We start from the raw sequence: 24,195 nt of genomic DNA, 5'->3' as shown, positions 1-24,195 counted from the left end.
CATGACAAGCATCGACGCGCCCTTTTACGCCACGGTGGAGAACGCCGCTGAAGAAGCCAGGCGGCTGGCGGCAGAGGGGTTTGACGGGGTCTATACCCTGGAGGGCAACACCGACCCGTTCTTCCCGCTACTGCTTGCTTCCGAGCACGCACCGCAACTGGATATCGCCACCGGTATTGCCGTCGCCTTCCCCCGCAACCCCTCGCACCTGGCGTACCAGGCCTGGGACTTGCACAAATTCAGCAAGGGCAAATTTTTGCTTGGGCTGGGCTCCCAGATCAAAACCCATATTGAAAACCGCTTCGGCTGCGAGTTCTCGCGCCCGGCGGCGCGCATGCGCGAGCATATTCTCGCGACCAAGGCGTTTTTCGATTGCTGGCAGGACGGCGAGCGCCTGAATTTCGAAGGTGAATTCACCCGCCACACCTTGATGACGCCCATGTTCAATGCAGGGGAAAACCCCTACGGCAAGCCTCCCGTGCTGCTTGGCGCGCTGGGGCCAAAAATGACCGAAGTGGCCGGCGAGGTGGCCGACGGCATCATCATGCACCCCTTTAACAACCAGGCCTTTATCGAGCAACACGCCCTGCCCGCAGTACACAAGGGGTTGGAGAAGGCCGGCAAGTCGAATACGGATTTCATCATTTCTCTAGGCGCCATGATTGCCACCGGTGCTACCGAAGAGACCATGCGAGCCGCCAAGGACAGCATTAAAGGCCTGTTGGGTTTTTACGCCTCTACCCCCGCCTACAAACCCCCGATGGAAGCCATCGGCTACGGCGAGCTACAGCCAGAGGCCAATCGCCTGACTAAGGAAGGGAAGTGGGACCAATTGGCAGATCTGATCGACGACACCTTCTTCGAAGCCTTCTGTATCTACGATGAGCCAGAAAATGTTGCCGTACGAGTGAGAGAAAAATACGGCGACATGCCCAACCGCATCAGCCTGTATACGCCCTATGCCACACCCGAAGGTTTCTGGGCACCGATTATCGAGCAAACAAAAGCCCACGCGTAGGTGAGCTTTAGCGACACCATTGGCGCGGTCTCTATCCGCGCCTGAGCAGGGTTACTTGATATCCTGCAGGTACTTGTCCGTCAGCTTATCGATGCTCCAGGAATCGGGCACCTGACTCGGCGGATACTGTTCAAACGTCTGCAGGTACTGCGTGGTGACAGCGCTGGCCATATACATCCAGGCGGCCTTATCAATCATCCAGTCCCAGTAGGTGTTGGAGTTGTGATCGGCTCGCTCAAAGGGGTCGCGGCGCAGGTTGAAGATCTTCGGTACGCGCAATGTCACAGAAGGCTCGGCCCACAGCGCCATGGTCTGGGCGCGGTTCTCTGCATACACAATCTTCCAGTCGCCAACGCGCACACATACTGGTAAGCCGCCGTCATTGTGGTAGATGAACTCCTTGCGTGGGCCTTCCTCGCTTTCACCGGTCAGGTAAGGAACGAAGTTATAACCATCAAGATGAAGCTTGGAATTCTTCTTTCCGACGCGCTTGCCTTTCAATAAATCCGCTTTGAGATCGGCATCGCCGGCTGCGGCCACGAGGGTGGGCATCCAATCCAGGTGTGACATCACCGCATTAGAGACCTGGCCGGCTTCAACCTTAGCAGGCCAGCGCATGACAGCGGGCACGCGATAAGCGCCTTCCCAGTTGGAATTTTTCTCACTGCGGAACGGCGTAATGCCGGCATCAGGCCAGGTGTTGTAGTGCACGCCATTATCGGTGGAGTAGAACACAATAGTGTTTTCGGCGATCTTCAGTTCATCCAACTGGTCGAGCATTTCACCCACTAGTTCATCGTGAGCCACCATGACGTCGTTGTAAAAATCCTGGCCAGACTTACCCAGGTGCTTCTCAGCAGGGTGAGTACGGAAGTGCATGCCGGTGGTATTCACCCAGACAAAAAACGGCTTGTCCGCCTTCACAGACTGACCGACAAACTTCTTTGCCGCGGCGACGATTTCTTCGTCGACGTTCTCCATGCGCTTGCGCGTCAGTGGCCCGGTATCTTCAATACGACCGTCCGCATAAGAGCGGATAACACCACGGGGGCCAAACTTTTGTTTGAACCACGGTGCAGTCGGGTAGTCCACATCTTCAGGTTCTTCCTCGGCATTGAGGTGATAGAGATTTCCGAAGAACTCATCGAACCCGTGATTGGTGGGCAGATGTTCGTCTTTGTCACCCAGGTGATTTTTGCCAAATTGCCCTGTAGCGTAACCGTGATCTTTGAGCACCTCGGCAATTGTCAGGTCGCGATCCATGAGGCCTAGTTCAGCGCCCGGCATACCGACTTTCGACAAGCCGGTACGCAATGGCGACTGACCGGTAATGAAACTGGAGCGGCCGGCGGTACAACTTTGGTCGCCGTAGTAGTCAGTAAAGCGCACGCCCTCATCGGCGATACGATCAATATTCGGCGTGCGATAACCCATAATGCCGTCGCTGTAGGCGCTGATATTGGTAATGCCGATATCATCACCCCAGAACACCAGGATATTGGGCTTGTCGTCTGCCAGGGCAGGCACGGCGGCAAACGCGCAAAATAATAACGTGTGTTTGATGAGTTTTATCATTATCGTTCCTCGTCGCTGGAATTATTCAGCGGGTTTGTTATTCGCAAACGCCGCCATTTGTTCCGGGGTAGCTTCGGTTTGGTAACGCGCTTTCCACTCGCCATACGGCATGCCATAGACACGCTCACGGGCGGCGTCATAGTCGACACTCTCGCCCTGCTCTTGTGCCGCGGCCATATACCACTTGGACAGGCAGTTGCGGCAGAAACCAGCCAGGTTCATCAATTCAATGTTCTGCACATCCTTACGGCTGTCGAGGTGTTCAAGAAGGCGGCGAAACACCGCCGCTTCAATTTTGTCGGTGTCTGACATGTTGATTTCTCTACTCTTGTTCGAGTTGCTGGTAGGGGGTATTCAGTATAGTTCGCAGGGCAGCACCTTGCCCGGGGAAGCGCCATTCGACGTCATCGACGTCTGTTACAGGGAGCCATATCGCGCGACGGGCCTCGAGCACAGCGGGCTTGATCTGACCCGATTCAGCGTGAATCTCGCAATGGTAAAGATGAAATCCGGTATCAAACACGTGCAACAGTCGACCGGGGACCAGGTCCAGGCCGATCTCTTCGTAAGTTTCCCGATGGGCAGTACATTGCGCCGATTCACCCTGTAACGATTTGCCACCAGGGGGCGACACTTTTCGGGCCAAATTCTCAATCAACAAAATCTTACCGTGAACCACCGCGAGGCACCCCCCGGAAGGAGCAAAATCGGCCTTGCCCTGGTGAGGGCAGGGACGGGAAGAGTCCGCGCAAGCGGCCAACAGAAGCGTCAGCACTAGCGCCGCAGTAAGCCTCACCGGTATTCCAGCGCCACGCTGTCCTGACCTAACTGGTCGCGCAGCGATTGCAGCAGTTCATCGGTCGGCGACACACGCCAGTTCTCCCCGCAGGTGAAGCGAGCCTGGTTATGGCCCTGCAGGTACATCATAGACACCGGACAGCTGCCGCCGCGCCCTGACTCCAGGGTGCGCTGTAGCTGGGTAACAAATTTGTCATTGAGTTGCTCGCCGCGCAACTGCAGGCTCAGGGCTGAGGCATAGCTCTGGCGGGCCTGGGTCAGATCGCGCACGCCGCTAACGCGCATGGCCAGGCCACCTGAATAGTCATCGTGGGCCACCTTGCCCTCGACAATCACGATCTTGTCTTTGCCGAGCAACTCACGCGCCTCATTAAACGCCTCGGCGTACACCGTGACTTCGAGGCGCGCGCTGCGATCATCGAGCGTAAGAATGGCCATGGTATCGCCGCGCTTGGTCTTCATGGTGCGCATGGCCACAATCAGTCCGGCCAGCACCTGATTCCCCTGCTTGTCGGCACGTAAATCGGCGATGCGCGTCGGCGCGAATTTACGGATCTCACGCTCATACTCGTCGATGGGATGCCCGGTAATATACAGCCCCAACGTGTCCTTTTCGCCGCCCAGGCGCTCTTTATCAGGCCAGGGGCGCACATTGCGAAACGGTGCGTACACATCTTCGTGGCCGCTTTCCTCGCTGGGCACCACCTCGCCAAACAAATCATCGATGCCGGCATCCCGGTTGCTGGCACTCTGCTCTGCTGCCTTGAGTGCATCCTCCATGCTGGCCATCAGCACCCAGCGGGTCTCGCCCATGGAGTCCAGAGCACCGGAACGAATCAGTGCTTCAATCGCCTTGCGATTAACCTTGCGCGGATCGGTGCGCGCACAGAAATCAAACAGGTCCCTAAATGGACCGCCCTCTTCACGGGCCTTGAGAATATTCTCGATCGGGCCCTCACCGAGGCCTTTAATCGCACCGAGACCATAGATGATATCGTCCTGCTCGTTCACGGTGAACATGTACTGCCCTTCGTTCACATCGGGCAGTTTGAGCGACAGCTTCATGCGCCGGCACTCTTCGACAAAGATCACAATCTTGTCGGTATTGTCGAGTTCCGAACTCATCACCGCCGCCATAAATGGTGCGGGGTAATGCGTCTTCAGCCAGCAGGTCTGATAGGAGACCAGTGCATATGCTGCCGAGTGCGACTTGTTAAAACCGTAGCCGGCAAACTTTTCCACCAGGTCGAAAATCTTCATGGCCAGGGTGCCGTCAACACCCTTGCCCTGGGCACCCTCTTCGAAGATGGCGCGCTGCTTGGCCATCTCCTCGGGCTTTTTCTTACCCATGGCACGACGCAGCATATCCGCACCACCCAGGGTATAGCCGGCCAGCTCCTGGGCTATCTGCATCACCTGCTCCTGGTACAGGATGATGCCGTAGGTGGGCTGCAGAATCGGCTGCAGCCACTCGTGCTGGTATTGCGCGTCGGGGTAAGAGATTTCCTCGCGCCCGTGCTTGCGGTTGATAAAGTTATCTACCATGCCCGACTGCAGTGGGCCTGGGCGGAACAGGGCCACCAGTGCCACAATGTCCTCGAAACAGTCTGGCTGCAGGCGTTTGATCAGATCTTTCATACCGCGCGATTCCAGCTGGAACACGGCGGTAGTCTCGGCGGACATGAGCAGGCGGAAACTGGGCGCGTCGTCCAGCGGAATCTGCATAATATCCAGAGGCTCTTCACCGGCGCGCGCCCTAGCCGGGTTAATCATTTTCACGGCCCAATCGATGATTGTGAGGGTACGCAGGCCGAGGAAGTCGAACTTGACCAGCCCGGCGTCTTCCACGTCGCCCTTGTCGTATTGGGTGACGAGGCCGGAACCCGTTTCGTCGCAATAAAGCGGCGAGAAATCCGTCAGTTTGGAAGGCGCGATCACCACACCACCGGCGTGTTTGCCCACACCCCGGGTCACCCCCTCGAGTTGCTCGGCCATGTCCCAGATTTCCTGGGCCTGGTCATCCTCGGCAAGAAACTCACGCAGTGGCTCTTCCTGCTCGAGCGCTTTTTCCAGGGTCATGCCCACTTCAAAGGGAATCATCTTCGAGAGTTTGTCGGCCAGGCCGTAGGACTTACCCTGAACCCGGGCCACGTCGCGCACCACCGCCTTGGCGGCCATGGTGCCGAACGTAATAATCTGCGAAACGGCCTCGCGGCCGTAGTTATCCGCCACGTACTCGATAACCTTGTCGCGCTTCTCCATACAGAAGTCGACGTCAAAGTCAGGCATGGATACCCGCTCGGGGTTAAGGAAGCGCTCGAACAGCAGGTCGTATTCGATGGGATCGAGGTCGGTAATCTCCATCGCATAGGCCACCAGCGAACCTGCACCGGAACCCCGCCCTGGCCCGACGGGAATATCGTGCTCCTTGGCCCAGCGGATAAAGTCCATCACGATCAGGAAGTAGCCGGGGAAACCCATTTGCACAATGGTGTCGAGCTCAAAATCCAGGCGCTCGCGATAGCGTTGTTGCACCTCGGGAAAATCGCTGGCACTGGTATCAAACAAAACTTCCAGGCGCGCATCCAACCCATCGTGGGACAATTGCCGGAAAAACTCATCCATGGTCATGCCATCGGGGATGGGATAATCGGGCAGATACGGTTTGCCTAACTCCAACACGACGTTACAGCGGCGGGCAATAGCTACCGAGTTGGCCAGTGCTTCAGGAATATCTGCAAACAGCTCCTGCATTTCCTGAGGCGAGCGCAGGTACTGCTGATCGGTATAAGCGCGCACCCGGCGCGGGTCGTCCAGCGCCCTGCCCTCACCAATACACACCCGCGCCTCATGCGCCTCAAACTCTGAGGCCTCCAGGAAGCGCACATCGTTTGTCGCCACCACGGGACACTCCAGCTCTCCAGCCAGTGCCACGGCCCGGTGCAGATGAGTCTCGTCACCTTCACGCCCGGTGCGATGCAACTCGAGGTAGTAGCGCCCAGGGTAAAGATTCATCCAGTACTCAGCCCGCTCCCGGGCAAGCTCGGGCTTATCGCTGAGCAGTGCATGGCCCACATCACCGGCAGCACCGGCCGACAGGGCAATCACGCCTTCAGCGCACTCCTCAAGCCAGGCTTTGCGCACATAGGGCTCACCGAGATACTGGCCATCGGTATAGGCCTGGGATATCAGCAGCGTAAGGTTCTTGTAACCGGCCTCATTCATGGCCAGTAGGCACATGGGGTAGGACTTCTCGGGATCGTCGGCTTCCATCACCCTGAGGTCGGTGCCAAAAATGGGCTGCACACCGGCGCCAAAGGCAGCTTTGTAAGCCTTTACCAGGCCGTAGAAATTGGTGAAGTCAGTGACTGCTACGGCGGGCATGCCCAGCTCGGCTACCCTGCCCATCAGGGGCTTGAGCCGTACCAGGCCATCGACAATTGAATACTCGGAGTGGAGGCGTAAATGCACAAACGAAGTCATTCATGCAGTGTACATTTGTTGGGTTTTTTCGGCAGCAGTTTTCTCTCGCTCGAAGTGTTTGCGGAGTTTTTGCTAACCGGATCGGAGTCACCTGTAAGCCTTCAGAAACCGCTGCAAGGCCATCCATGGCGCGCTTCGGCGTACGGCATCCATGCCTCCCGACGATTTCTGAAGGCTTACAGCTGCCTCCGCTCATCGATCCGTACCACAAGGCAGGTAAAATGAGGCGCCACTATCATGAGGCCTTTCACGCCAAGAGCAGTGCGGGTGGTCGGTGGGGCTTACCTCACCATCAGACCGCGCCAATGCGCAGCGAGAGGCGGCGAAGGGCTTTCCTCGGTAAGTGTTTGAGGCGTGCTTGAGGATTGCGCAGCAATCCCACGCCGAGTTGCCCCGAGGCCGTAGCCGCCGAAGCGGAGCATGCGGCCGTGAGGTAAGCCTCACCGGCCATCCGCGCTGAGGCGGGGCACTAAAGAACTACAATAGCTCTCTGACAGGCCCGAACGACCGACGATGCACAGGCGTCACCCCCAGCTCGCGCAAGGCACTCAGATGGGCTGCCGTCGGGTAGCCCTTGTGCTTCGCGAAACCGTAACCCGGATAGCGGGCTTCCAGCTCAATCAGCTCATTGTCGCGCTGCACCTTGGCCAGAATCGACGCCGCCGCAATGGCCGGCACCCGATCATCGCCCTTGACCACCGGCTCCGAGGCGTAATGCCAGACCGGCAGGCGATTGCCATCAACCAATACATAGCCCGGCTGTGGGGCCAGCGCTTCAACCGCGCGTTTCATGGCCAGCATTGATGCATGCAGAATATTGAGTTCGTCGATCTCCGCCACCGAAGCCCGGGCGATAGACCAAGCAATGGCGTGTTCCTTGATAGCCTTTGCCAGTGATTCACGGCGAGCCTCGGTGAGTTTCTTGGAATCGCGCAGGCCCTCGATCGGCCGCGCCGGGTCGAGGATGACAGCGGCAGCCACCACGTCGCCCGCCAGCGGGCCCCGCCCTACTTCGTCGACACCAGCGAGATCGGCACCTTCATAACTGACTTCGAACAGGTCATCCACGGGCCAGCTCCAGCAGGGCTTCGGCAGCCCGGTGCGCATAGTCGCGGCGCAGGGTGGCATGGATATCGTCGAAGGCACTGACCTGCTTCTGGGCGGCCTCACCGCCCTCCAGAAGCGGTTCTGCTGAGGCGGCCATGGCCTCCGCCGTGGCGCCATCCTGCAGCAGCTCTGGAACCAGTGCTCGACCCGACAATACGTTTGGCAATGCCGCAAACGGGGTGATGGCCAGACGCAGTACCAGCCACCAGGACAGCGCGGCCATACGGTAAGCCACGACCATAGGACGCTTCACCAATGCGGCCTCCAGGGTGGCGGTACCGGAGGCCAGCAGAATGGCATCAGCGGCGGCCATCACCACGCGGGAGCGGCCACTAATCAGAGTTACGGGCAGGTCGGGTTGTTGGGTCAGTAGCTTCCGCAGTTCGGCTTCCCGGGCCTGATTTGCAGCAGGCAATACAAAGCTGAGCTGGGGGTTGAGTTGCCACAAAAGTCGAGCCGCCTGCAGGAATACCGGGGCCAACATGCGAACCTCACCGCCGCGACTGCCGGGCAGTAAGGCGAGTATCTTGCCCTGAGCGGGCAAATTCAGGTCGTTGCGGGCCGCAGCCGCATCGGCGCGATCAGGCAGCTCATCGGCCAGGGGATGCCCCACAAACCGCACGGGCACATCGTGCTCTTCGTAAATGCGCGTCTCAAATGGAAACAAGCACAGCATCAAGTCGACAGAGCGCTTGATCTTGTGGATGCGGCGCTGTCGCCAGGCCCACACTGAGGGACTGACCAGATGCGCAGTTTTGACGCCGTGGGCCTTGAGCTTGCGCTCCAGGGTCAGGTTGAAGTCCGGTGCATCAATGCCGAGGAATAAATCCGGCGGATTGTCGCGAAAATGCTCGAACACCGTGCGGCGGATACGCAACAGTTCTGGCAGGCGCTTGAGTGGCTCGACAAAGCCCATGACCGACAGACGGTCCATGGGAAACATGCTCTGCAGGCCCTGGGCTTCCATTAGCGGGCCGCCAATGCCTTCAACAATGAGTTCGTCGCATTGTTCTCGAAGTGCTGCCAGCACTCGGGAGCCGAGAATATCGCCAGAGGCCTCGCCGGCAAGGACACCAATACGCAATGTGCCCGAAGGCATGAATGCTACCTGACGATGCCGCGCTCAGAAGCGCGCACGGAATCGATAAGAATCTGCACTTCCGGCGTTTCTCGGAGCATAGACTCCAGCCGTTGCAGGGCAATATCCAGGGTCAGGCCCTGGCGATAGAGAATCTTGAATGCACGGCGCAGCTGACTGATGGCATCGGCGGATAAACCGCGGCGACGCAGGCCTTCGATATTGATCGTTTTGGCCTCAGCGGGTGAGCCGCTGACCGTGACATAGGCAGGTACATCCTTGCCAATGGCAGTGCCCATACCGCTGAAGCTGTGTGCGCCAATCTTGCAGAACTGATGCACGAGGGTATAGCCACTGAGAATCGCCCAGTCACCCACATGCACATGGCCAGCCAGGGCGGTGTTGTTAACCAGAATAGTGTTGTTGCCCACCACCGAGTCGTGGCCAATATGAACGTAGGCCATGATCAGGTTGTCGTTACCAATCGTAGTCTCGGAACGGTCCTGCACCGTGCCACGATGAATCGTCACGTTCTCACGGATAATATTGTTGTCGCCAATCACCAGCCGGGTCGGCTCGTTGCGATACTTGAGATCAGGAGTAGCCTCGCCAATGCTGGAGAACTGGTAAACGTGGTTATTGGCACCGATAACGGTGGGGCCACGGATAATCACATGGGGCTCGATAATCGTCCCAGGGCCGATTTCGACCTCAGGCCCGATCATCGACCATGGGCCGACCACCACGTCATCCGCAAGCTTTGCGGAAGGATCGACCAGAGCCAGTTCGTGAATCATCGGTCAGCGCAGAGAATCGTGGCGGAAGCCGCCAGCTCGCCATCGACATCAGACTTGACGTCGAATTTCCAGATACCGCGGCGCTCGCCGACAATGGAGGCCCGCAGCATCACCTGGTCACCTGGCACACAGGGACGCTTAAAGCGCAGGTTATCGGCGCCGACAAAGTAGTAGATAGAGCCGTCAGCAGGCGTCTTGTCCATGGTTTTGAAACCGAGGATACCGGCCGCCTGGGCCATGGCCTCTACCAACAGTACACCGGGGAAAACGGGTTGGTCAGGAAAGTGACCGTCAAAAAACGGCTCGTTAACCGAAAGATTCTTGTAGGCGAGGATTGATTCGCCCAGATTCAGTTCCACCACCCGGTCTACCAGCAAAAACGGGTAGCGATGCGGAAGGTGTTTGCGGATTTCGATGACATCCATCATGAATTGCTGTTCCTTTGGAGCTAGGGCCCTTACTTGTCTTCAAGGGAGGCCAGCCGCTGGTAGATACGTTCCAATTGGCTAAAGCGCACCGCGCTTCTGCGCCAGTCCCGCGAGGGCATCATTGGCGTACCGGAGGAGTAGGAACCGGGCTCGGTAATGGACTTGCTCACCATGCTCATGCCTGTCACATGGACGTTGTCACAAATCTCGAGATGCCCTGCCACACCCACCATTCCAGCCAGCGTACAGTTAGCGCCTATGATCGAACTTCCGGCCATTCCGGTGCAACCTGCTATCGCGGTATTTTTGCCGATACGACAGTTGTGGGCGATGTGCACCTGGTTGTCGATTATCACACCATCTTCGAGCACAGTATGCTCAAGTGCACCGCGATCAATCGTCACACTGGCGCCAATTTCCACGTCATTACCGATGCGCACGCCGCCCAGCTGATGGATTTTTTGCCAGCCGGCCTTACCGGGGGCAAAACCAAAGCCATCGGAGCCAATCACGGTCTGGCTGTGGATGAGGCAGCGTTCACCCAGGTGCACGTCGTGGTAGAGCACCACACCGGGCATCAGGGCACTGCCGGACCCAATCCGACAGTTTTGTCCGACCACTACGTTCGCCCCGATAGAGACACCGGCACCGATATCAGCCCCGGTTTCCACCACCGCATTGGGGCCAATAGAGGCTCCCTCACCGATGTTTGCTTCCGCGGCAACCGTTGCGCTGGGGTGCACGCCCTCAGGGACAGCGGGCGCCCGATCAAACAGCGCCGTAGCGCGGGCGTAGCTAAGATATGGGTCTTCGGCAGCCAGGCTGTCCACCGGACAGGCCTCGACCATATCCGCACGTAAAATCACCGCTGCGGCTCGGGTTTTTTCGAGTTGGGACAGGAACTTGGGATTGGCGAGGAAGGTCACTTCCTCGGGGCCAGCATTGGCGAGGGTGCCAAGGCCGGACACGGGGCGCTGGGGATCGCCTGAGAGGGTCAGGCCCAGTTGTTCCGCCAGCTCCCCGAGAGTCATTACCAGGGCGCCTTAGTTGGCCTGATTGAGCTTGTCAGTCACCTTGGCGGTAATGCTGTATCCGGGATCCGCGTGAATCACGGAAGCGCGCGGCATCAGCAGGCCAATGCCTTCAGTAGCGATCAGTTCACGCAGGACTTCCTGAACCTTGGGGGATAGCTCCTGCAGCAACTGCTGGCCCGCTACCTGCTCGGCCTGCTGCAGTTTGCCACCAACGTGCTCAAGGTCTGACTGCTTGCTGGCCAGCTTCTGGCGCGCAGCGGTCTGTTGCTCCTGGCTCATCACAGCGGCATCTTTCTGGAAGGACTTCACCAGCTCTTCCATTTCGGCTTTGAGCTTGTCGAACTCGGCTTTGTCGGCCTTGTAGTCGTCTCCGTTGCGTACTTCTTCAATGCGCTTCTGGGCCAGATCAGTCTGCAGAATAGCTTCCTGCAGGTTTACAACGGCAATCTTGCCCTGGGCCATCGCAGCGCCAGACAGTGTAAACGCCAGCGCAGCAAGGGTTACTTTGAAAAATTTAGACACGGTTATCTCCAATCGTCAGGTAAAAATCAGAAGCCTCGGCCGAGGGTGAACTGGAAGGCTTCTTCCTCATCCTCATCGCCGGCATTAAGCGGCTTGGCCAGGCTGAATGTCATGGGGCCGAACCCGGTAATCCAGGTCACGCCCACACCCACGGAATAACGCAGTTCATCGGCATCGATATCGAAGCAGTTGATCTGGTTTACACCGCAGTTGGTGTTGAATACGTTGCCCACGTCCACGAAGAAGGCAGAGCGCAGCTGGCTGCGATCCTTGATGAACGGCAGCGGGAACAGGAGCTCAGCACTACCCTCAACCAACACGTTGCCACCGAAGGGATCGGGGTCGTCGTTGAGAGTCTCATAGAGCAATTTGTCATCAACCGCGACATAACCAAAGTCGCCGATGGCGGTGGGCTCGCCGGTTTCCTCGTCGACCTCTGTCACCGCGCCGCGGCCCTCATAGAGCTCTGCGGGCGTGGAACGCGGTCCCAAGGTGTTGCTCTCGAAGCCACGCACACTGCCGAACCCGCCGGCAAAGAAGTGCTCGTAGAACGGTAGCTCGGTGGCATCGCCATAACCGTCGCCATAGCCCAGTTCTCCGCGGAAGCGCATTACCCACTCACCCTTGATCGGGAAGTAGACTTCACCGCGGTAATTCAGCTTGTAGAACTCCAGGTCAGAGCCCGGCATGGCCACTTCCAGCGAAACTGAGTTCGAGGTACCTCTGGTGGCGAAACGACCGCGGTTCAGGGTGGACTGTGTCCAGCTGGCGGTGATGGTCCAGTTCAGGAATTCGTCGCCGTTCTCATCGAGGAAGCCCAGGTCAGCAGGCGGTGTCAGATACGACGGTGGCAGCGTATCGATTGGGAACACCTCTTCAGGTCCGGCAAAGGTGCCATCGGGCAGCTGGGTGCTGTCAAACCAATACTCCACCCCGTCTTCCAGACGTGGGCTGGCCTTGATCTCCTGGACGGCAAAGCGACCGGCTGTGATCTCGGTGTCGGAGATACCGAAGCTGAAACCCAGACGCTGGGTTTCCTTAATCGGATAACCGAAGTTCAGGGATGCGCCCATGGTATCGGTGGTATAGCTGGCCACGTTCACCTCGGAAAGGTCAGTGGAGCGGTAGAACACATTAAAGCCGCGGCTCACACCGTCTTCAGTGTAATAAGGGTTGGTGTAGCTGAAGTTATAAAGATCCTGGTAGCGCGAGGAGTTCAGGTTAATACCGACCCGCTTACCAGTACCCATGAAGTTATCCTGCTGCAGATTCAGGCCGAGAATCAGGCCCGCGTCCTGGGCGTAGCCGAAGCTGGCGCCAATACTGCCCGAGGACTGTTCTTCCACGCTGTATTCAACGTCAATCAGATCATCGTGGCCAGGCACCTGTGGTGTTTCCACCGTGGCCCGGCTGAAATAGCCCAGTCGCTCCAGACGAACGCGAGACTGCTCAATTTTGGCCGAGGAGGCGGGGGCACTCTCCATCTGGCGCATTTCACGGCGCAGTACATCGTCGGCCGTCTTCATGTTGCCCTTGAAGCTGATGCGGCGCACGTAGGTGCGTTTGCCGGGATCAACGAAGAACTTCATGCTTACCGTGGTTTCACCTTCTTCCACCTCGGGAATACCGGTCACCTTGGCGAAGTTATAGCCTTCATTACCCAGGCGGCGAGTCATGTATTCCTCGGTACTCGTCACCAGCTGCTGTGAGAAGGTCTGCCCCTCTGCTACCAGCATGAAGCGACGCAGGTCTTCCTCAGGTAACACCAGGTCTCCGGACAGATCGACGCTGCCCACAGTGAACTTGTCGCCCTCGGTCACGTTGGCGGTAATGTAGACTTCTTCTTTGTTGGGGGATACCGACACCTGGGTAGAGTCGATGCGGAACTGCAGATAGCCGCGGTCCATGTAGTAAGAGGTCAGGGATTCCAGGTCACCGGTCAGCTTCTCTTTGGAATACTTGTCGTCGTTAGTAAAAAAGGACAGCCAGCCCGTCGTTTTGAGTTCGAAGACTTCCCCCAGCTCATCGTCGGTGAAGACTTCATTGCCCACCACGTTGATGTGCTTGATCGCCGCCACGGTACCTTCGTTGACGTCGATATTGATTGTGACCCGGTTGCGCGGCTCCGGCACCACCTCGGTATCAATGCTGGCGTCATAACGACCCTGCTGGACGTACTGGCGCTGCAGTTCCAATTGCATGCCTTCGAGGGTAGACCGCTGGAATACCTGGCCAACCGCCAGGCCCGCACCCTTGAGGCCTTCGAGCAGGGCTTCGGTTTCGATCGCCTTGTTGCCGTCGATATTGATCTCGCTAATGCTGGGGCGCTCGGCCACCACGACCACGAGGACATTGCCGTCCCGGCCAATGCGAATATCGTCAAAATTACCTGTCGAGAACAGGCTGCGTGCCGAGGCGCGAATCGCGCGCTCGTCCACCATGTCGCCCACCGCCACCGGCAGCGAAGCAAAGACACTACCGGCTGAAATCCGCTGCAGTCCCTCCACCCGAATGTCAGAGATGATAAATGTCTCGGCGTAGGCATGAGGTACCAAAAGGAGAAGTACCACGGCCAGGTGTTTGAAATATCGCTTAATCAAAATTCACTCAATCGACAGATTCAGCATGTAGCTGAGTTGCTCTTACTGTTCGCTACAGGCGCGTAAAATCGTTATATAGAGCCAGTGCCATCATTCCCAGCACCAGAAACAGGCCCACCTGGTATCCAAGGGCCTGTATTTTCTCAGGTACAGGCCGTCCAGCCAAGAGCTCCACGGTGTAAAAGAGCAGGTGTCCCCCGTCCAGTACCGGGACCGGCAACAGGTTCAATACGCCGAGGCTCACACTGAGCAGGGCCAGGAAGCCAATATAGGACTCCAGCCCCGACTTGGCGGAGGCGGAGGCCACTTTAGCAATGGTAATAGGGCCGCTCAAGTTTTTCGGCGAGATGAGCCCCATGATCATTTTCTTGATCGAATTCAGGGTAAATCCGACCAGTTCCCAGGTCTGCACCACCGCAGCCCCCATTGACTCAATCGGGCCGCGCTGGAAGGTGCGAATCATTTCCGGGGGCATTTCCGGCAGGGCAACGCCCACACCGACGCGGCCAAAGGGCTCAGCACCCTCTTCCACCACGCGTTCAGGGGTGATGACACGCTGCTCAATCTGGCCGTCGCGCTCAATCTCAAGGGTAATGGGCTGGCCTGGTCGGGCGCGCACATATTCCACCCAATCCATCCACTTTTCCATGGGCACAGCATCTGCCCGCAGCACCCGGTCGCCGGTCTGCAGGCCAGCAGCGGCAGCGGGGCTGCCCTCGCTCACGCTGTCTACCACAGGCGGTACATCCGGGGTGTACATGGCAATACCCAGGCCGCCGAACAGATCGGGTTCCTCCTGCTCAGACAGCCAGCGGTCAATAACCACCTCTGACTCATAGACCATATCGGAACCGGGGTAGCTCACCGCAAATTCAATGGTGCCGGAATCACCGATACGATCTAGCAATGCAAAGCTCAGGGCGCGCCAGGTGGGGGTATCGGCGCCATCTACCGCGACAATTTCCTGACCAGTCTCCAGGCCCGCCACATCGGCGATGGAGCCGGTCTCTACCTCACCAATGACCGGCGCATAGCCGCGCTCACCAGCCATAAACAGGAACCAGTAGGCGACCACAGCCAATAACAGGTTTGCCAGCGGGCCGGCGGCCACAACGGCAATGCGCTGGAGTACGGGTTTGCGATTAAATGCCTGTTCGAGCTCTTCCTCGGGCACGTCGCCCTCGCGCTCGTCCAACATTTTGACGTAGCCGCCCAGGGGAATGGCGGCGACTGAATATTCCGTGCCCTGGCTGTCCCGCCAGCTGCCGAGGGATTTGCCGAAGCCGATGGAGAATCGAATGACTTTAACGCCGCACTTACGGGCCACCCAGAAATGGCCGTACTCGTGCACCGCCACCAGCACAGCCAGGGTGAAGAGCGTGATAAGTATGGTGTACAAAATGTCCATTAGCTGACCAGCGTCCCTATCGCTTCGCGGGCGGCCTCCCGGGCCTCCCTGTCTGCAGTTTCGACCACATCGAGGTCCGTCGGTTCAACCGAGGTCACCCGTTCCATGGCCGACTCAATCACTCGCGGAATGTCCGTAAAGCGAATTCTCTCGTCCAGAAATGCCTCTACCGCCACCTCATTGGCAGCATTACAGATAGCCATGGCCGTGCCACCGCTCGCCACCGACTCACGGGCCAGGCGCAAACAGGGGAACCGCTGCTCGTCCGGAGCCTCGAAATCGAGCCTGGCGGTGGTAATCAGATCCAGCGGCGCCACGCCGGCATCCACCCGCTGGGGCCAGGCTAGCCCGTAAGCTATGGGGGTACGCATATCGGGATTGCCAAGCTGGGCAATCACAGAACCGTCCACATACTGCACCATGGAGTGAATAATACTCTGCGGGTGCACAATCACATCAACCTGTTCCGGGCCGACATCAAAAATCCAGCAGGCTTCGATAAATTCCAACCCCTTGTTCATCAGGCTTGCGGAGTCTACGGAAATCTTGCGCCCCATGGACCAGTTGGGGTGCGCGCAAGCCTGATCCGGGGTGGCCTCGGCCATTTGCGCGTGGGTCCAGTTGCGGAAGGGGCCACCAGAGGCCGTCAGCAAAATCTTACTCACGCCCTTGAGTTGAGGGCGCGCCTCGCTATCAGCGGGCATGCACTGAAAAATCGCGTTGTGTTCGCTGTCGATAGGCAACAATCGGGCGCCTGAATCGCGCACGGCCTGCATCAGGAGATGGCCTCCCATGACCAGCGACTCCTTGTTCGCCAGCAACAGAGTTTTGCCCGCTCGCGCCGCCGCGAGGGTAGAAGGCAGGCCGGCGGCACCGACGATGGCCGCCATGACACAGTCGACTTCCGGGGCAGTCACAACCTGCTCCAGGCCTGCATCACCACACAATACCTCGGTGACCGAACCCGCGGCCAGCCCCTTGCGCAGGGCCTCAGCAGCCCTTTCATCAGCCATAACGGCATAGCGCGGCTGGAACTGCTCACATTGGGCAAGCATGGCGTCTACCGAGCGGTGTGCGGCCAGGGCATATACCTGGAAATCTTCGGGGTGGCGCCCGATCACATCGAGGGTGCTGACACCAATAGAACCTGTGGACCCTAGAACAGAGACCTGACGTACCGCACTGCTCATCGTCACCAGCCCGCCAGAACCAGACCCAGGGTAAATACCGGTGCGGCTCCACAGAGACTGTCGAGACGGTCGAGGAAACCACCGTGACCCGGCAGCAGGCTACCGCTGTCTTTGCAGCCACTTTCGCGTTTGACCATGCTGACGGTCAGGTCACCCACGACTGAGGCAATACTGGTCGCCACTACAATGGCCAGCACAGCCAGCAGGGAAATATGTGCGCCCTGGGCGGGCAGGAAAAACCACAACGCAACACCGACCGCAGCAGCGGCAATCTCACCACCCCAGAAACCCTCCCAGGTTTTCGCGGGGCTGACCGCCGGCGCCAGCTTGTGTTTGCCCAGGGACTTCCCGCTGAAATACGCACCGACATCCGCTGCCACAACGATGACCACCATGGAAATCAACAACAGGCCTCCCTGAGAGAAGCTCAGCAGGTAGATCGCCGCTGTCCAGGCCGGCGCAAGCACCAGCAACCCGATCAGAGAGCGCATCCACTGGTTACTCCAGAGCACCGCACTTCCCGGGTAGGACTTAATCCATAACAGGGCAAATGACCACCACAGGGTCGCCAGACCAAGAATCGGCTGAACCTGTTCACGAGCCGGGTTTTGACCCAAGCCGCATGTTACGTAGATAACACCCACTACGCTGCCCAGCACTGCTACAAACAGGCCTCTGGCAGGGGCACTTTCCCAGCCGGCCAGACGCGACCATTCCCAACCGCCGGCGAGCACAATCAGGGCAATCGCCAACGCCAGAGCAGGGACCGAGAGAAAGGCGATAGCGGCGAGAAAGAGGCCCGCCATTATCAGCGCCGTAATAATGCGCTGCTTAAGCATCGAGATCTGCTCCTGCCACCAGGCCATCAGGATCACGCAGCCCGAAACGCCGTTCGCGGCGGCTATAGTCAGCCAGCGCCCGGGCGAATTCCAGTTCGCCAAAATCAGGCCACAGAGTGTTCGTGAAATACAGCTCACTGTAAGCGAAATGCCACAGCATGAAATTACTGATACGAGCATCGCCCCCGGTGCGTATGCAAAGGTCGGGGCGCGGCAGGTCGGCAATAGAGATATTCCGATCAATCATCTGAGCGTCGATGCTGTAGGGGTCAAGCTCTCCCAATTGGGCCTGGCGGGCCAGCTTTTGCGCTACCTGGGCGATGTCCCACTGGCCGCCGTAATCTACCGCAATCACGACAGTGGCCTCGGTATTGCCAGCAGTGAGATGTTCAGACTGCTGCATCAACCGCTGCAGGCGGCCACTGAATCGCGAGCGCTCGCCAATAAACCGCAGGCGAATACCGTCCTTGTGCAGTTCGCGCACTTCACTGCGCAAATAGCGCGACAACAGGGCCAGCAATGCCCGCACCTCGGGCAGCGGACGCCCCCAGTTTTCACTGCTGAAAGCAAATAGGGTGAGCACTTCAACGCCGTGGTTACGGCAGGCTCGGAGAATATTGCGGACTGCTTCTACGCCGGCGCGATGGCCGGCCGGGCCGGGAACGCCGTTGCGCTTTGCCCAGCGATTGTTGCCATCCATGATGATGGCAACATGCCGTGGCACAACGGTTTCGCGACTGTCAGTTTCGCCCCGCGAATTGGATTCAGACATGGCTGAGAACCGGGCTACGGGCCCTAGATCTCCATGAGGTCGGCTTCTTTCTCAGCCAACATTTTTTCAACTTTGGCAACGAAGCCGTCGGTGAGCTTTTGCACCTCATCCTGACCGCGACGCTCATCGTCCTCAGAAATTTCCTTTTCCTTGACGAGGTCCTTGAGCATGCCATTGGCATCGCGACGGGCATTGCGAATAGAGACGCGAGCAGACTCCGCCTCCTGGCGCGCCTGGCGAATATAGCCCTTGCGGGTTTCCTCGGTCAGCATCGGCATCGGGATACGAATCACCTCGCCTGCCGTTGCCGGGTTCAGGCCCAGGTCGGACTTCATAATCGCTTTTTCAATGGCCGGGATCATAGTCTTATCCCAGGCAGTCAGAGACAGGGTGCGCGCATCTTCCACGTTCACGTTAGCCACCTGATTCAGGGGGGTATCGGAACCGTAATACTCGACCTTCAGGCCATCCAGCAGGCTGGGGTGCGCGCGGCCTGTGCGGATTTTGTTGAAATTGTGATTCAGCGCGTCGAGGCTTTTTTCCATGCGCTCGCCAGCTTCAGATTTAATATCGTCGATCACGTTTATGATTCCTCCTGTGGCGCCGATTGTTCAATCAAAGTACCGTCATCGCCACCGCGGACGATATTGAGCAGGGCGCCCTGCTTCTCCATTTCGAATACCCGCACCGGCATATCGTGATCCCGACACAGGCAAATTGCAGTGAGGTCCATCACCTCAAGTTTTTTGTCCAGCACCTCATCGTAAGTGAGGCGATCATACTTAACGGCATCCGCCACTTTCATGGGGTCGGCCGAATACACGCCATCGACCTTGGTCGCCTTGAGCACCAGCTCCGCATCGACCTCGATGCCTCTTAGGCAGGCCGACGAATCTGTGGTAAAGAAGGGGTTACCGGTGCCTGCTGAAAAAATAACCACATCACCGTTATTCAACGCTCGAATGGCCTTGCGGCGATCATAGTGATCTACCACGCCACTCATGGGAATCGCAGACATGACCTGGGTGGAGATGTTGGAGCGTTCCAGCGCGTCGCGCAGTGCCAGTGCATTCATCACCGTGGCCAGCATGCCCATATGGTCACCTGTGACCCGGTCCAGACCCGCTGTCTGCAGCGCGGCGCCGCGGAACAGATTACCGCCACCTACCACCAGGCCCACCTGCACACCAATACCAACCAACTGGCCGATTTCCAGCGCCATCTGGTCGAGCACTTTGGGGTCGATGCCAAAGGCTTCACTGCCGGTCAGCGCCTCGCCGCTCAACTTGAGCAGAATGCGCTTGTACTTCTTTTCACCAGTCATCTGGGGCATATCTCACCTCTCCTGAACTGGGACGCTATCTTACAGGAACAAGGCCCGGCACCCCAGCGGCAATTTCGGCAAATTCAAACGAAAAGAAGCCCGCGAACGGGCTTCTCAGGAACTGCCTGGTGCTTACAGGAAAGCCAGCAACGCCCAGATAACAGCCGTCAGTGCGACACTGCAGTGAATGACACCTTTCACTGAGGTCATCGGGCCAGTTTTACCGAACAGGGCGTTGGCTTCGAGCGCCAGAATAATCGCCGCGCACGCGCCGACACCGGCCATGCTGATATCGGCGATGTACAGGTGCTTGGAACCGAGCATACCGAACAGCATGGGGCCAGAAAACAGCGTATTGGTGCGTGATGCCAGGCCAGCCTTCGCAGCCGCTGCAGGGCCGTCGCCTTCTTTCAGGCCAATAACAATCTGCTGGTTAGGCCAGATGATGAGCCATACGTTCAGGAACATCAGGATACCCGCCAGGGAGCCAATCCAGATCACCGGCATACCTTTGAGGTTGGTTGATGCACCGACCAGGTGCAGCAGGACCAGACCGGTAAGGAACGTGAACATGGCGCCCCAACGGAACCACCACAACGCGCGCGGAGCCAGTTTCTTTACGGCATCGGCCTTGGCGTCTGCCTCGGCTTCCTTGAAGTATTCTGTCTGTACGAAGTTGAAGTAATAGAGCAGGCCGATCCAGGTAATGCCAAACAGCACGTGGGCCCAGCGGAAAATAAACTCGAGAATCATGCGATACCCCCCTTTTTAATTGTTGTGGTCGCCCGTTGATTATACACTTGCGCCGTCGCGGCGAAAGGCGCGATTTCTAGCCCCCACGCTTCGTAGGGGTTTTCTTGTTGTACATCCACCACTACCGACATTGAGGACACTGCTCATGGCCTTTGAACTGCCTGCCCTGCCCTACGCCAAAGATGCGCTCGAGCCCCACATCTCCGCCGAGACGCTGGAATTCCACTACGGCAAACACCACCAGACTTACGTCGACAAACTGAATGGCCTGGCCGCAGCCAATGGCCTGGAAGGCAAAACTCTCGAAGAAGTCGTAAAAACCTCTGAAGGCGGCGTCTTCAACAACGCAGCCCAGATCTGGAACCACAGCTTTTACTGGAACTGCCTGAGCCCTAATGGCGGCGGCGAAGCCACCGGCGATATCGCTGCAGCCATCGATGCAGCCTTCGGATCTTTCGACGCGTTCAAGACAGCCTTCACCGAAAGCGCCATCAACAACTTTGGCTCTTCCTGGACCTGGCTGGTCAAAAATGCAGATGGCTCCGTGGCAATCGTTAACACTTCCAATGCTGCTACCCCGCTGACTGAAGAAGGCGTGACACCGCTGCTGACAGTCGATCTGTGGGAGCACGCCTACTACATCGACTATCGCAATGCGCGCCCCAAGTACATGGCAGCCTTCTGGGCGCTGGTTAACTGGGAATTCGTCAACGCGAACTTCGTCTGATTTCGCATCGCGAAACAATGGAAAAGGCCCTGCACCGATACCGGTGCAGGGCCTTTTTTATGAATAAGTGATTTCCCCTGGCGGGAAAATACTCAGGCCATCAGTGCCTTGAGGCTCTCCGCATCCAACTGCTGTGCCTGCTCAAGCGCGGCAAACAGCGGCGCGCGAACGCGTTCCTTGGTGGCCTTGTGCGCAGCCATATTAATGCCAGACAACTGTTCTGCCACAGCAACAGCACGCGCCATCACACCGTCCACATCAACGGCTTCATCCACATAGCCCGCCGCTACACCACCGTCAGCGTCGTACAATACGCCACAGTTAACGGCCCGATCAAAATGCGCCGGGGCAAGCTTGGCCCGGGCAATCTCTACCCCGAAGTAAGGCAGCGTCATACCGATAGCTACCTCATTCAGACCCAGCTTAAAGGGCCCTGAGGTTCCAATGCGGTAATCGGCCGACATCAGCATAATCGCACCCATGGCCAGGGCATGGCCGGTAACGGCCAGCACTACCGGGGTTGGGAAGGTCAGCATACGCCGGGCCAGATCGCCACCACGGGTAACGAGATCCATCATCGCATCGCCACCCTGCCCCATAACGGAGAGATCGAAGCCCGCCGAAAACTTGCCAGCGCGCCCCGCGAGGATAACGACCTTGCCCACGGCTTCAGCCTGATCGAACGCAGCACCAAGCTGCTCGAGCATCACAAATGAAACGGCATTGGCCTTGCCGTCATCCATCTGGATCAGGCAGTACTTTTCTTCTTCGGTGAAGGTGACGATTTGTGACATGGATACCTCTGGAGGGATTGTTCTGTTCTGAGGGCATATACCGTAGTGCAAACCGGCGGCAAAGGCCACCAAAACCGGGGCCAGCATTCGGGGACAGACCACATTTATTTGGGGATCGACCGCACTCCCCGGGTCGTACCTTGTTCTCTCCCCAAATAAATGTGCTCTGTCCCCTACAACGCGGTCGATCCCCGAACAATTGTGGTCTGTCCCCAAAAAATGCCCCCAAAAAAAAACAAAAAAGCCCGGCACTAGGCCGGGCTTTTTGGGTTTGCCTGAGAGGCTGGGCTTACATCATGCCGCCCATGCCGCCCATGCCGCCCATGTCTGGCATGGCAGGNGCCGCCGCAGCCGCATCCTGAGGTGCATCGGCAACCATTACCTCGGTGGTGATCATCAGACCAGCCACGGAACCAGCGGCCTGCAGCGCAGTGCGGGTTACTTTGGCGGGGTCGAGAATACCCATCTCGATCATGTCGCCGTACTCGCCAGTGCCAGCGTTGTAGCCGAAGTTGCCTTCGCCGTTGCTGACCTTGTCCAGTACCACAGAGGCTTCGTCACCAGCGTTGCTGACGATCTGGCGCAGAGGACCTTCCATGGCGCGCAGCGCAGCTGCAATGCCGTGGTTCTGGTCTTCATTGTCGCCTTCCAGGCCTTCGATAGCCGCAATAGCGCGCACCAGGGCAACACCACCGCCGGCAACAACACCCTCTTCAACCGCAGCGCGGGTCGCGTGTAGGGCGTCTTCAACGCGGGCTTTCTTCTCTTTCATTTCGATCTCGGTGGCGGCGCCAACCTTGATGACTGCAACACCGCCAGCCAGCTTGGCAACGCGCTCCTGCAGCTTCTCACGATCGTAGTCGGAAGAAGTGTTTTCGATCTGGGTGCGGATCTCGCCCACACGCGCCTGGATAGCAGCAGCTTCACCAGCACCGTCGATGATAGTGCTGTTGTCCTTGTCCATGGTTACGCGCTTGGCGGTGCCCAGGTGTTCCAGAGTGGCGGACTCGAGGTCCAGGCCCACTTCTTCAGAGATCACAGTACCGCCGGTCAGGATAGCGATATCCTGCAGCATGGCCTTACGACGGTCACCGAATCCAGGTGCCTTACAGGCAGCAACTTTAACAATGCCACGCATGTTGTTCACAACCAGGGTGGCCAGGGCTTCGCCTTCAACATCTTCGGCGATGATGACCAGCGGCTTGGAAGCCTTGGCAACCTGCTCCAGCAGGGGCAGCAGTTCGCGGATGTTGGAGATCTTCTTGTCTACCAGCAGGATGAAGGGCGCTTCAGATTCGACGCTCATGCTGTCCTGGTTGTTGATGAAGTAGGGAGACAGGTAACCACGGTCAAACTGCATACCTTCAACCACGTCCAGCTCGTTTTCGAGGCCGGAACCTTCTTCAACAGTGATAACGCCTTCTTTGCCAACCTTGTCCATGGCTTCGGCGATGATGTCACCTACCTGGGCGTCGGAGTTAGCAGAGATAGTGCCTACCTGGGCAATCGCCTTGGAATCTTCACAGGCAATGGAAGCTTCCAGGATCTTCTCAACGGCAGCCGCAACAGCCTTGTCGATACCGCGCTTGAGATCCATCGGGTTCATACCAGCGGCAACAGACTTCAAGCCTTCGTTGACGATGGACTGAGCCAGTACTGTGGCAGTAGTAGTACCGTCACCGGCCACATCAGAAGCCTGGGAAGCAACTTCCTTCACCATCTGCGCGCCCATGTTTTCGAACTTGTCTTCCAGTTCGATTTCCTTGGCAACAGATACACCGTCTTTAGTGACAGTAGGAGCGCCAAAGGCTTTGTCGAGGATTACGTTGCGACCCTTGGGGCCGAGAGTTGCCTTAACGGCGTTGGCGAGTGTGTTCACGCCGTTGAGCATGCGAGAGCGAGCGTCGTCGCCAAAAAATACGTCTTTTGCTGACATCGTCTAAATTCC

The 24,195-nt window shown here is 58.0% G+C and carries 22 protein-coding genes; 2 read left to right on the top strand and 20 right to left on the bottom strand.

Annotation, left to right across the window (positions count from 1 at the left end; all coding sequences use genetic code 11):
• The first annotated feature begins 1 nt into the window (after nt 1).
• Nucleotides 2-1,018, top strand: coding sequence for a TIGR03617 family F420-dependent LLM class oxidoreductase (locus tag A3709_RS19090; protein ID WP_066058303.1), 1,017 nt, complete (start codon nt 2-4; stop codon nt 1,016-1,018).
• Nucleotides 1,019-1,069: 51 nt separating this feature from the next.
• Here A3709_RS19090 and A3709_RS19085 read toward each other — a convergent pair whose 3' ends face one another.
• The 18 genes from A3709_RS19085 to A3709_RS19000 all read right to left on the bottom strand — a co-directional run bounded on the left by A3709_RS19085 (nt 1,070) and on the right by A3709_RS19000 (nt 20,726).
• Nucleotides 1,070-2,593 carry an arylsulfatase gene (locus A3709_RS19085; protein WP_066058301.1) on the bottom strand — a complete coding sequence of 508 codons (1,524 nt, stop codon included), beginning with the start codon at nt 2,591-2,593 and terminating at the stop codon, nt 1,070-1,072.
• 21 nt (nt 2,594-2,614) lie between these two features.
• Nucleotides 2,615-2,905: a DUF1244 domain-containing protein gene (locus A3709_RS19080; RefSeq protein WP_066058297.1), complete on the bottom strand. Its 291-nt coding sequence runs from the start codon at nt 2,903-2,905 to the stop codon at nt 2,615-2,617.
• A 10-nt stretch (nt 2,906-2,915) separates the two neighbouring features.
• Nucleotides 2,916-3,227: an NUDIX hydrolase gene (locus tag A3709_RS25095; protein WP_369795160.1), complete on the bottom strand. Its 312-nt coding sequence runs from the start codon at nt 3,225-3,227 to the stop codon at nt 2,916-2,918.
• A gap of 158 nt (nt 3,228-3,385) precedes the next feature.
• Complete coding sequence (dnaE, locus tag A3709_RS19070; RefSeq protein WP_066058291.1) at nt 3,386-6,874, bottom strand: DNA polymerase III subunit alpha; 3,489 nt, start codon at nt 6,872-6,874, stop codon at nt 3,386-3,388.
• Between the two features lie 477 nt (nt 6,875-7,351).
• The gene (gene rnhB, locus A3709_RS19065; protein ID WP_066058288.1) at nt 7,352-7,942 is read right to left on the bottom strand and encodes a ribonuclease HII; all 591 of its coding nucleotides are present in this window, start codon (nt 7,940-7,942) and stop codon (nt 7,352-7,354) included.
• On the bottom strand, nt 7,935-9,080 hold the full coding sequence (lpxB, locus tag A3709_RS19060) for a lipid-A-disaccharide synthase (protein WP_066058285.1): 1,146 nt from the start codon (nt 9,078-9,080) through the stop codon (nt 7,935-7,937). Before lpxB ends, rnhB begins: the two co-directional genes overlap by 8 nt.
• A 5-nt stretch (nt 9,081-9,085) precedes the next feature.
• Nucleotides 9,086-9,856 (bottom strand): acyl-ACP--UDP-N-acetylglucosamine O-acyltransferase, encoded by a 771-nt coding sequence (gene lpxA / locus A3709_RS19055; protein WP_066058282.1) that lies wholly within the window; start codon nt 9,854-9,856, stop codon nt 9,086-9,088.
• The gene (gene fabZ, locus A3709_RS19050) at nt 9,853-10,284 is read right to left on the bottom strand and encodes a 3-hydroxyacyl-ACP dehydratase FabZ (protein WP_082850225.1); all 432 of its coding nucleotides are present in this window, start codon (nt 10,282-10,284) and stop codon (nt 9,853-9,855) included. The genes lpxA and fabZ overlap by 4 nt, the downstream gene beginning before the upstream one ends.
• A 29-nt stretch (nt 10,285-10,313) precedes the next feature.
• Complete coding sequence (lpxD, locus tag A3709_RS19045) at nt 10,314-11,315, bottom strand: UDP-3-O-(3-hydroxymyristoyl)glucosamine N-acyltransferase (protein ID WP_066058280.1); 1,002 nt, start codon at nt 11,313-11,315, stop codon at nt 10,314-10,316.
• A 12-nt stretch (nt 11,316-11,327) separates the two neighbouring features.
• A complete protein-coding gene (locus A3709_RS19040) occupies nt 11,328-11,840 on the bottom strand; it encodes an OmpH family outer membrane protein (RefSeq protein ID WP_229801664.1) in 513 nt (170 codons plus the stop codon).
• 26 nt (nt 11,841-11,866) lie between these two features.
• Nucleotides 11,867-14,437, bottom strand: coding sequence for an outer membrane protein assembly factor BamA (gene bamA / locus A3709_RS19035; RefSeq protein ID WP_066058671.1), 2,571 nt, complete (start codon nt 14,435-14,437; stop codon nt 11,867-11,869).
• Between the two features lie 55 nt (nt 14,438-14,492).
• Nucleotides 14,493-15,848, bottom strand: coding sequence for an RIP metalloprotease RseP (gene rseP, locus A3709_RS19030; RefSeq protein ID WP_066058277.1), 1,356 nt, complete (start codon nt 15,846-15,848; stop codon nt 14,493-14,495).
• Nucleotides 15,848-17,038: a 1-deoxy-D-xylulose-5-phosphate reductoisomerase gene (gene ispC / locus A3709_RS19025; protein ID WP_066058274.1), complete on the bottom strand. Its 1,191-nt coding sequence runs from the start codon at nt 17,036-17,038 to the stop codon at nt 15,848-15,850. The genes rseP and ispC overlap by 1 nt, the downstream gene beginning before the upstream one ends.
• Nucleotides 17,039-17,040: 2 nt before the next feature.
• Nucleotides 17,041-17,877 (bottom strand): phosphatidate cytidylyltransferase, encoded by an 837-nt coding sequence (locus tag A3709_RS19020; RefSeq protein WP_066058270.1) that lies wholly within the window; start codon nt 17,875-17,877, stop codon nt 17,041-17,043.
• Nucleotides 17,870-18,649, bottom strand: coding sequence for a polyprenyl diphosphate synthase (uppS, locus tag A3709_RS19015; protein WP_082850222.1), 780 nt, complete (start codon nt 18,647-18,649; stop codon nt 17,870-17,872). The genes A3709_RS19020 and uppS overlap by 8 nt, the downstream gene beginning before the upstream one ends.
• A gap of 23 nt (nt 18,650-18,672) precedes the next feature.
• Entirely contained in the window at nt 18,673-19,230 is a 558-nt protein-coding gene (gene frr, locus A3709_RS19010; RefSeq protein ID WP_066058268.1) for a ribosome recycling factor, read from the bottom strand.
• 2 nt (nt 19,231-19,232) lie between these two features.
• Nucleotides 19,233-19,982 (bottom strand): UMP kinase, encoded by a 750-nt coding sequence (pyrH, locus tag A3709_RS19005; RefSeq protein WP_066058265.1) that lies wholly within the window; start codon nt 19,980-19,982, stop codon nt 19,233-19,235.
• 123 nt (nt 19,983-20,105) lie between these two features.
• Nucleotides 20,106-20,726: an antitermination protein NusG gene (locus A3709_RS19000; protein ID WP_066058262.1), complete on the bottom strand. Its 621-nt coding sequence runs from the start codon at nt 20,724-20,726 to the stop codon at nt 20,106-20,108.
• 145 nt (nt 20,727-20,871) lie between these two features.
• Between A3709_RS19000 and A3709_RS18995 the strand changes: the two genes are divergently transcribed.
• Nucleotides 20,872-21,453 (top strand): Fe-Mn family superoxide dismutase, encoded by a 582-nt coding sequence (locus A3709_RS18995; RefSeq protein ID WP_066058259.1) that lies wholly within the window; start codon nt 20,872-20,874, stop codon nt 21,451-21,453.
• Between the two features lie 92 nt (nt 21,454-21,545).
• On the opposite strand, the gene A3709_RS18990 is transcribed toward A3709_RS18995, so the two are convergent.
• Nucleotides 21,546-22,247 carry a crotonase/enoyl-CoA hydratase family protein gene (locus A3709_RS18990; RefSeq protein ID WP_066058253.1) on the bottom strand — a complete coding sequence of 234 codons (702 nt, stop codon included), beginning with the start codon at nt 22,245-22,247 and terminating at the stop codon, nt 21,546-21,548.
• Between the two features lie 289 nt (nt 22,248-22,536).
• Nucleotides 22,537-24,183, bottom strand: a complete 1,647-nt coding sequence (gene groL / locus A3709_RS18985) for a chaperonin GroEL (protein WP_066058251.1) — start codon at nt 24,181-24,183, stop codon at nt 22,537-22,539.
• Between the last annotated feature and the right edge of the window lie 12 nt (nt 24,184-24,195).

The organism is Halioglobus sp. HI00S01, from assembly GCF_001635445.1.
Lineage (GTDB): Bacteria > Pseudomonadota > Gammaproteobacteria > Pseudomonadales > Halieaceae > Halioglobus > Halioglobus japonicus.
The sequence above is the reverse complement of the archived record's forward strand: the minus strand, read 5'-3'. Positions and strand labels throughout refer to the sequence as shown.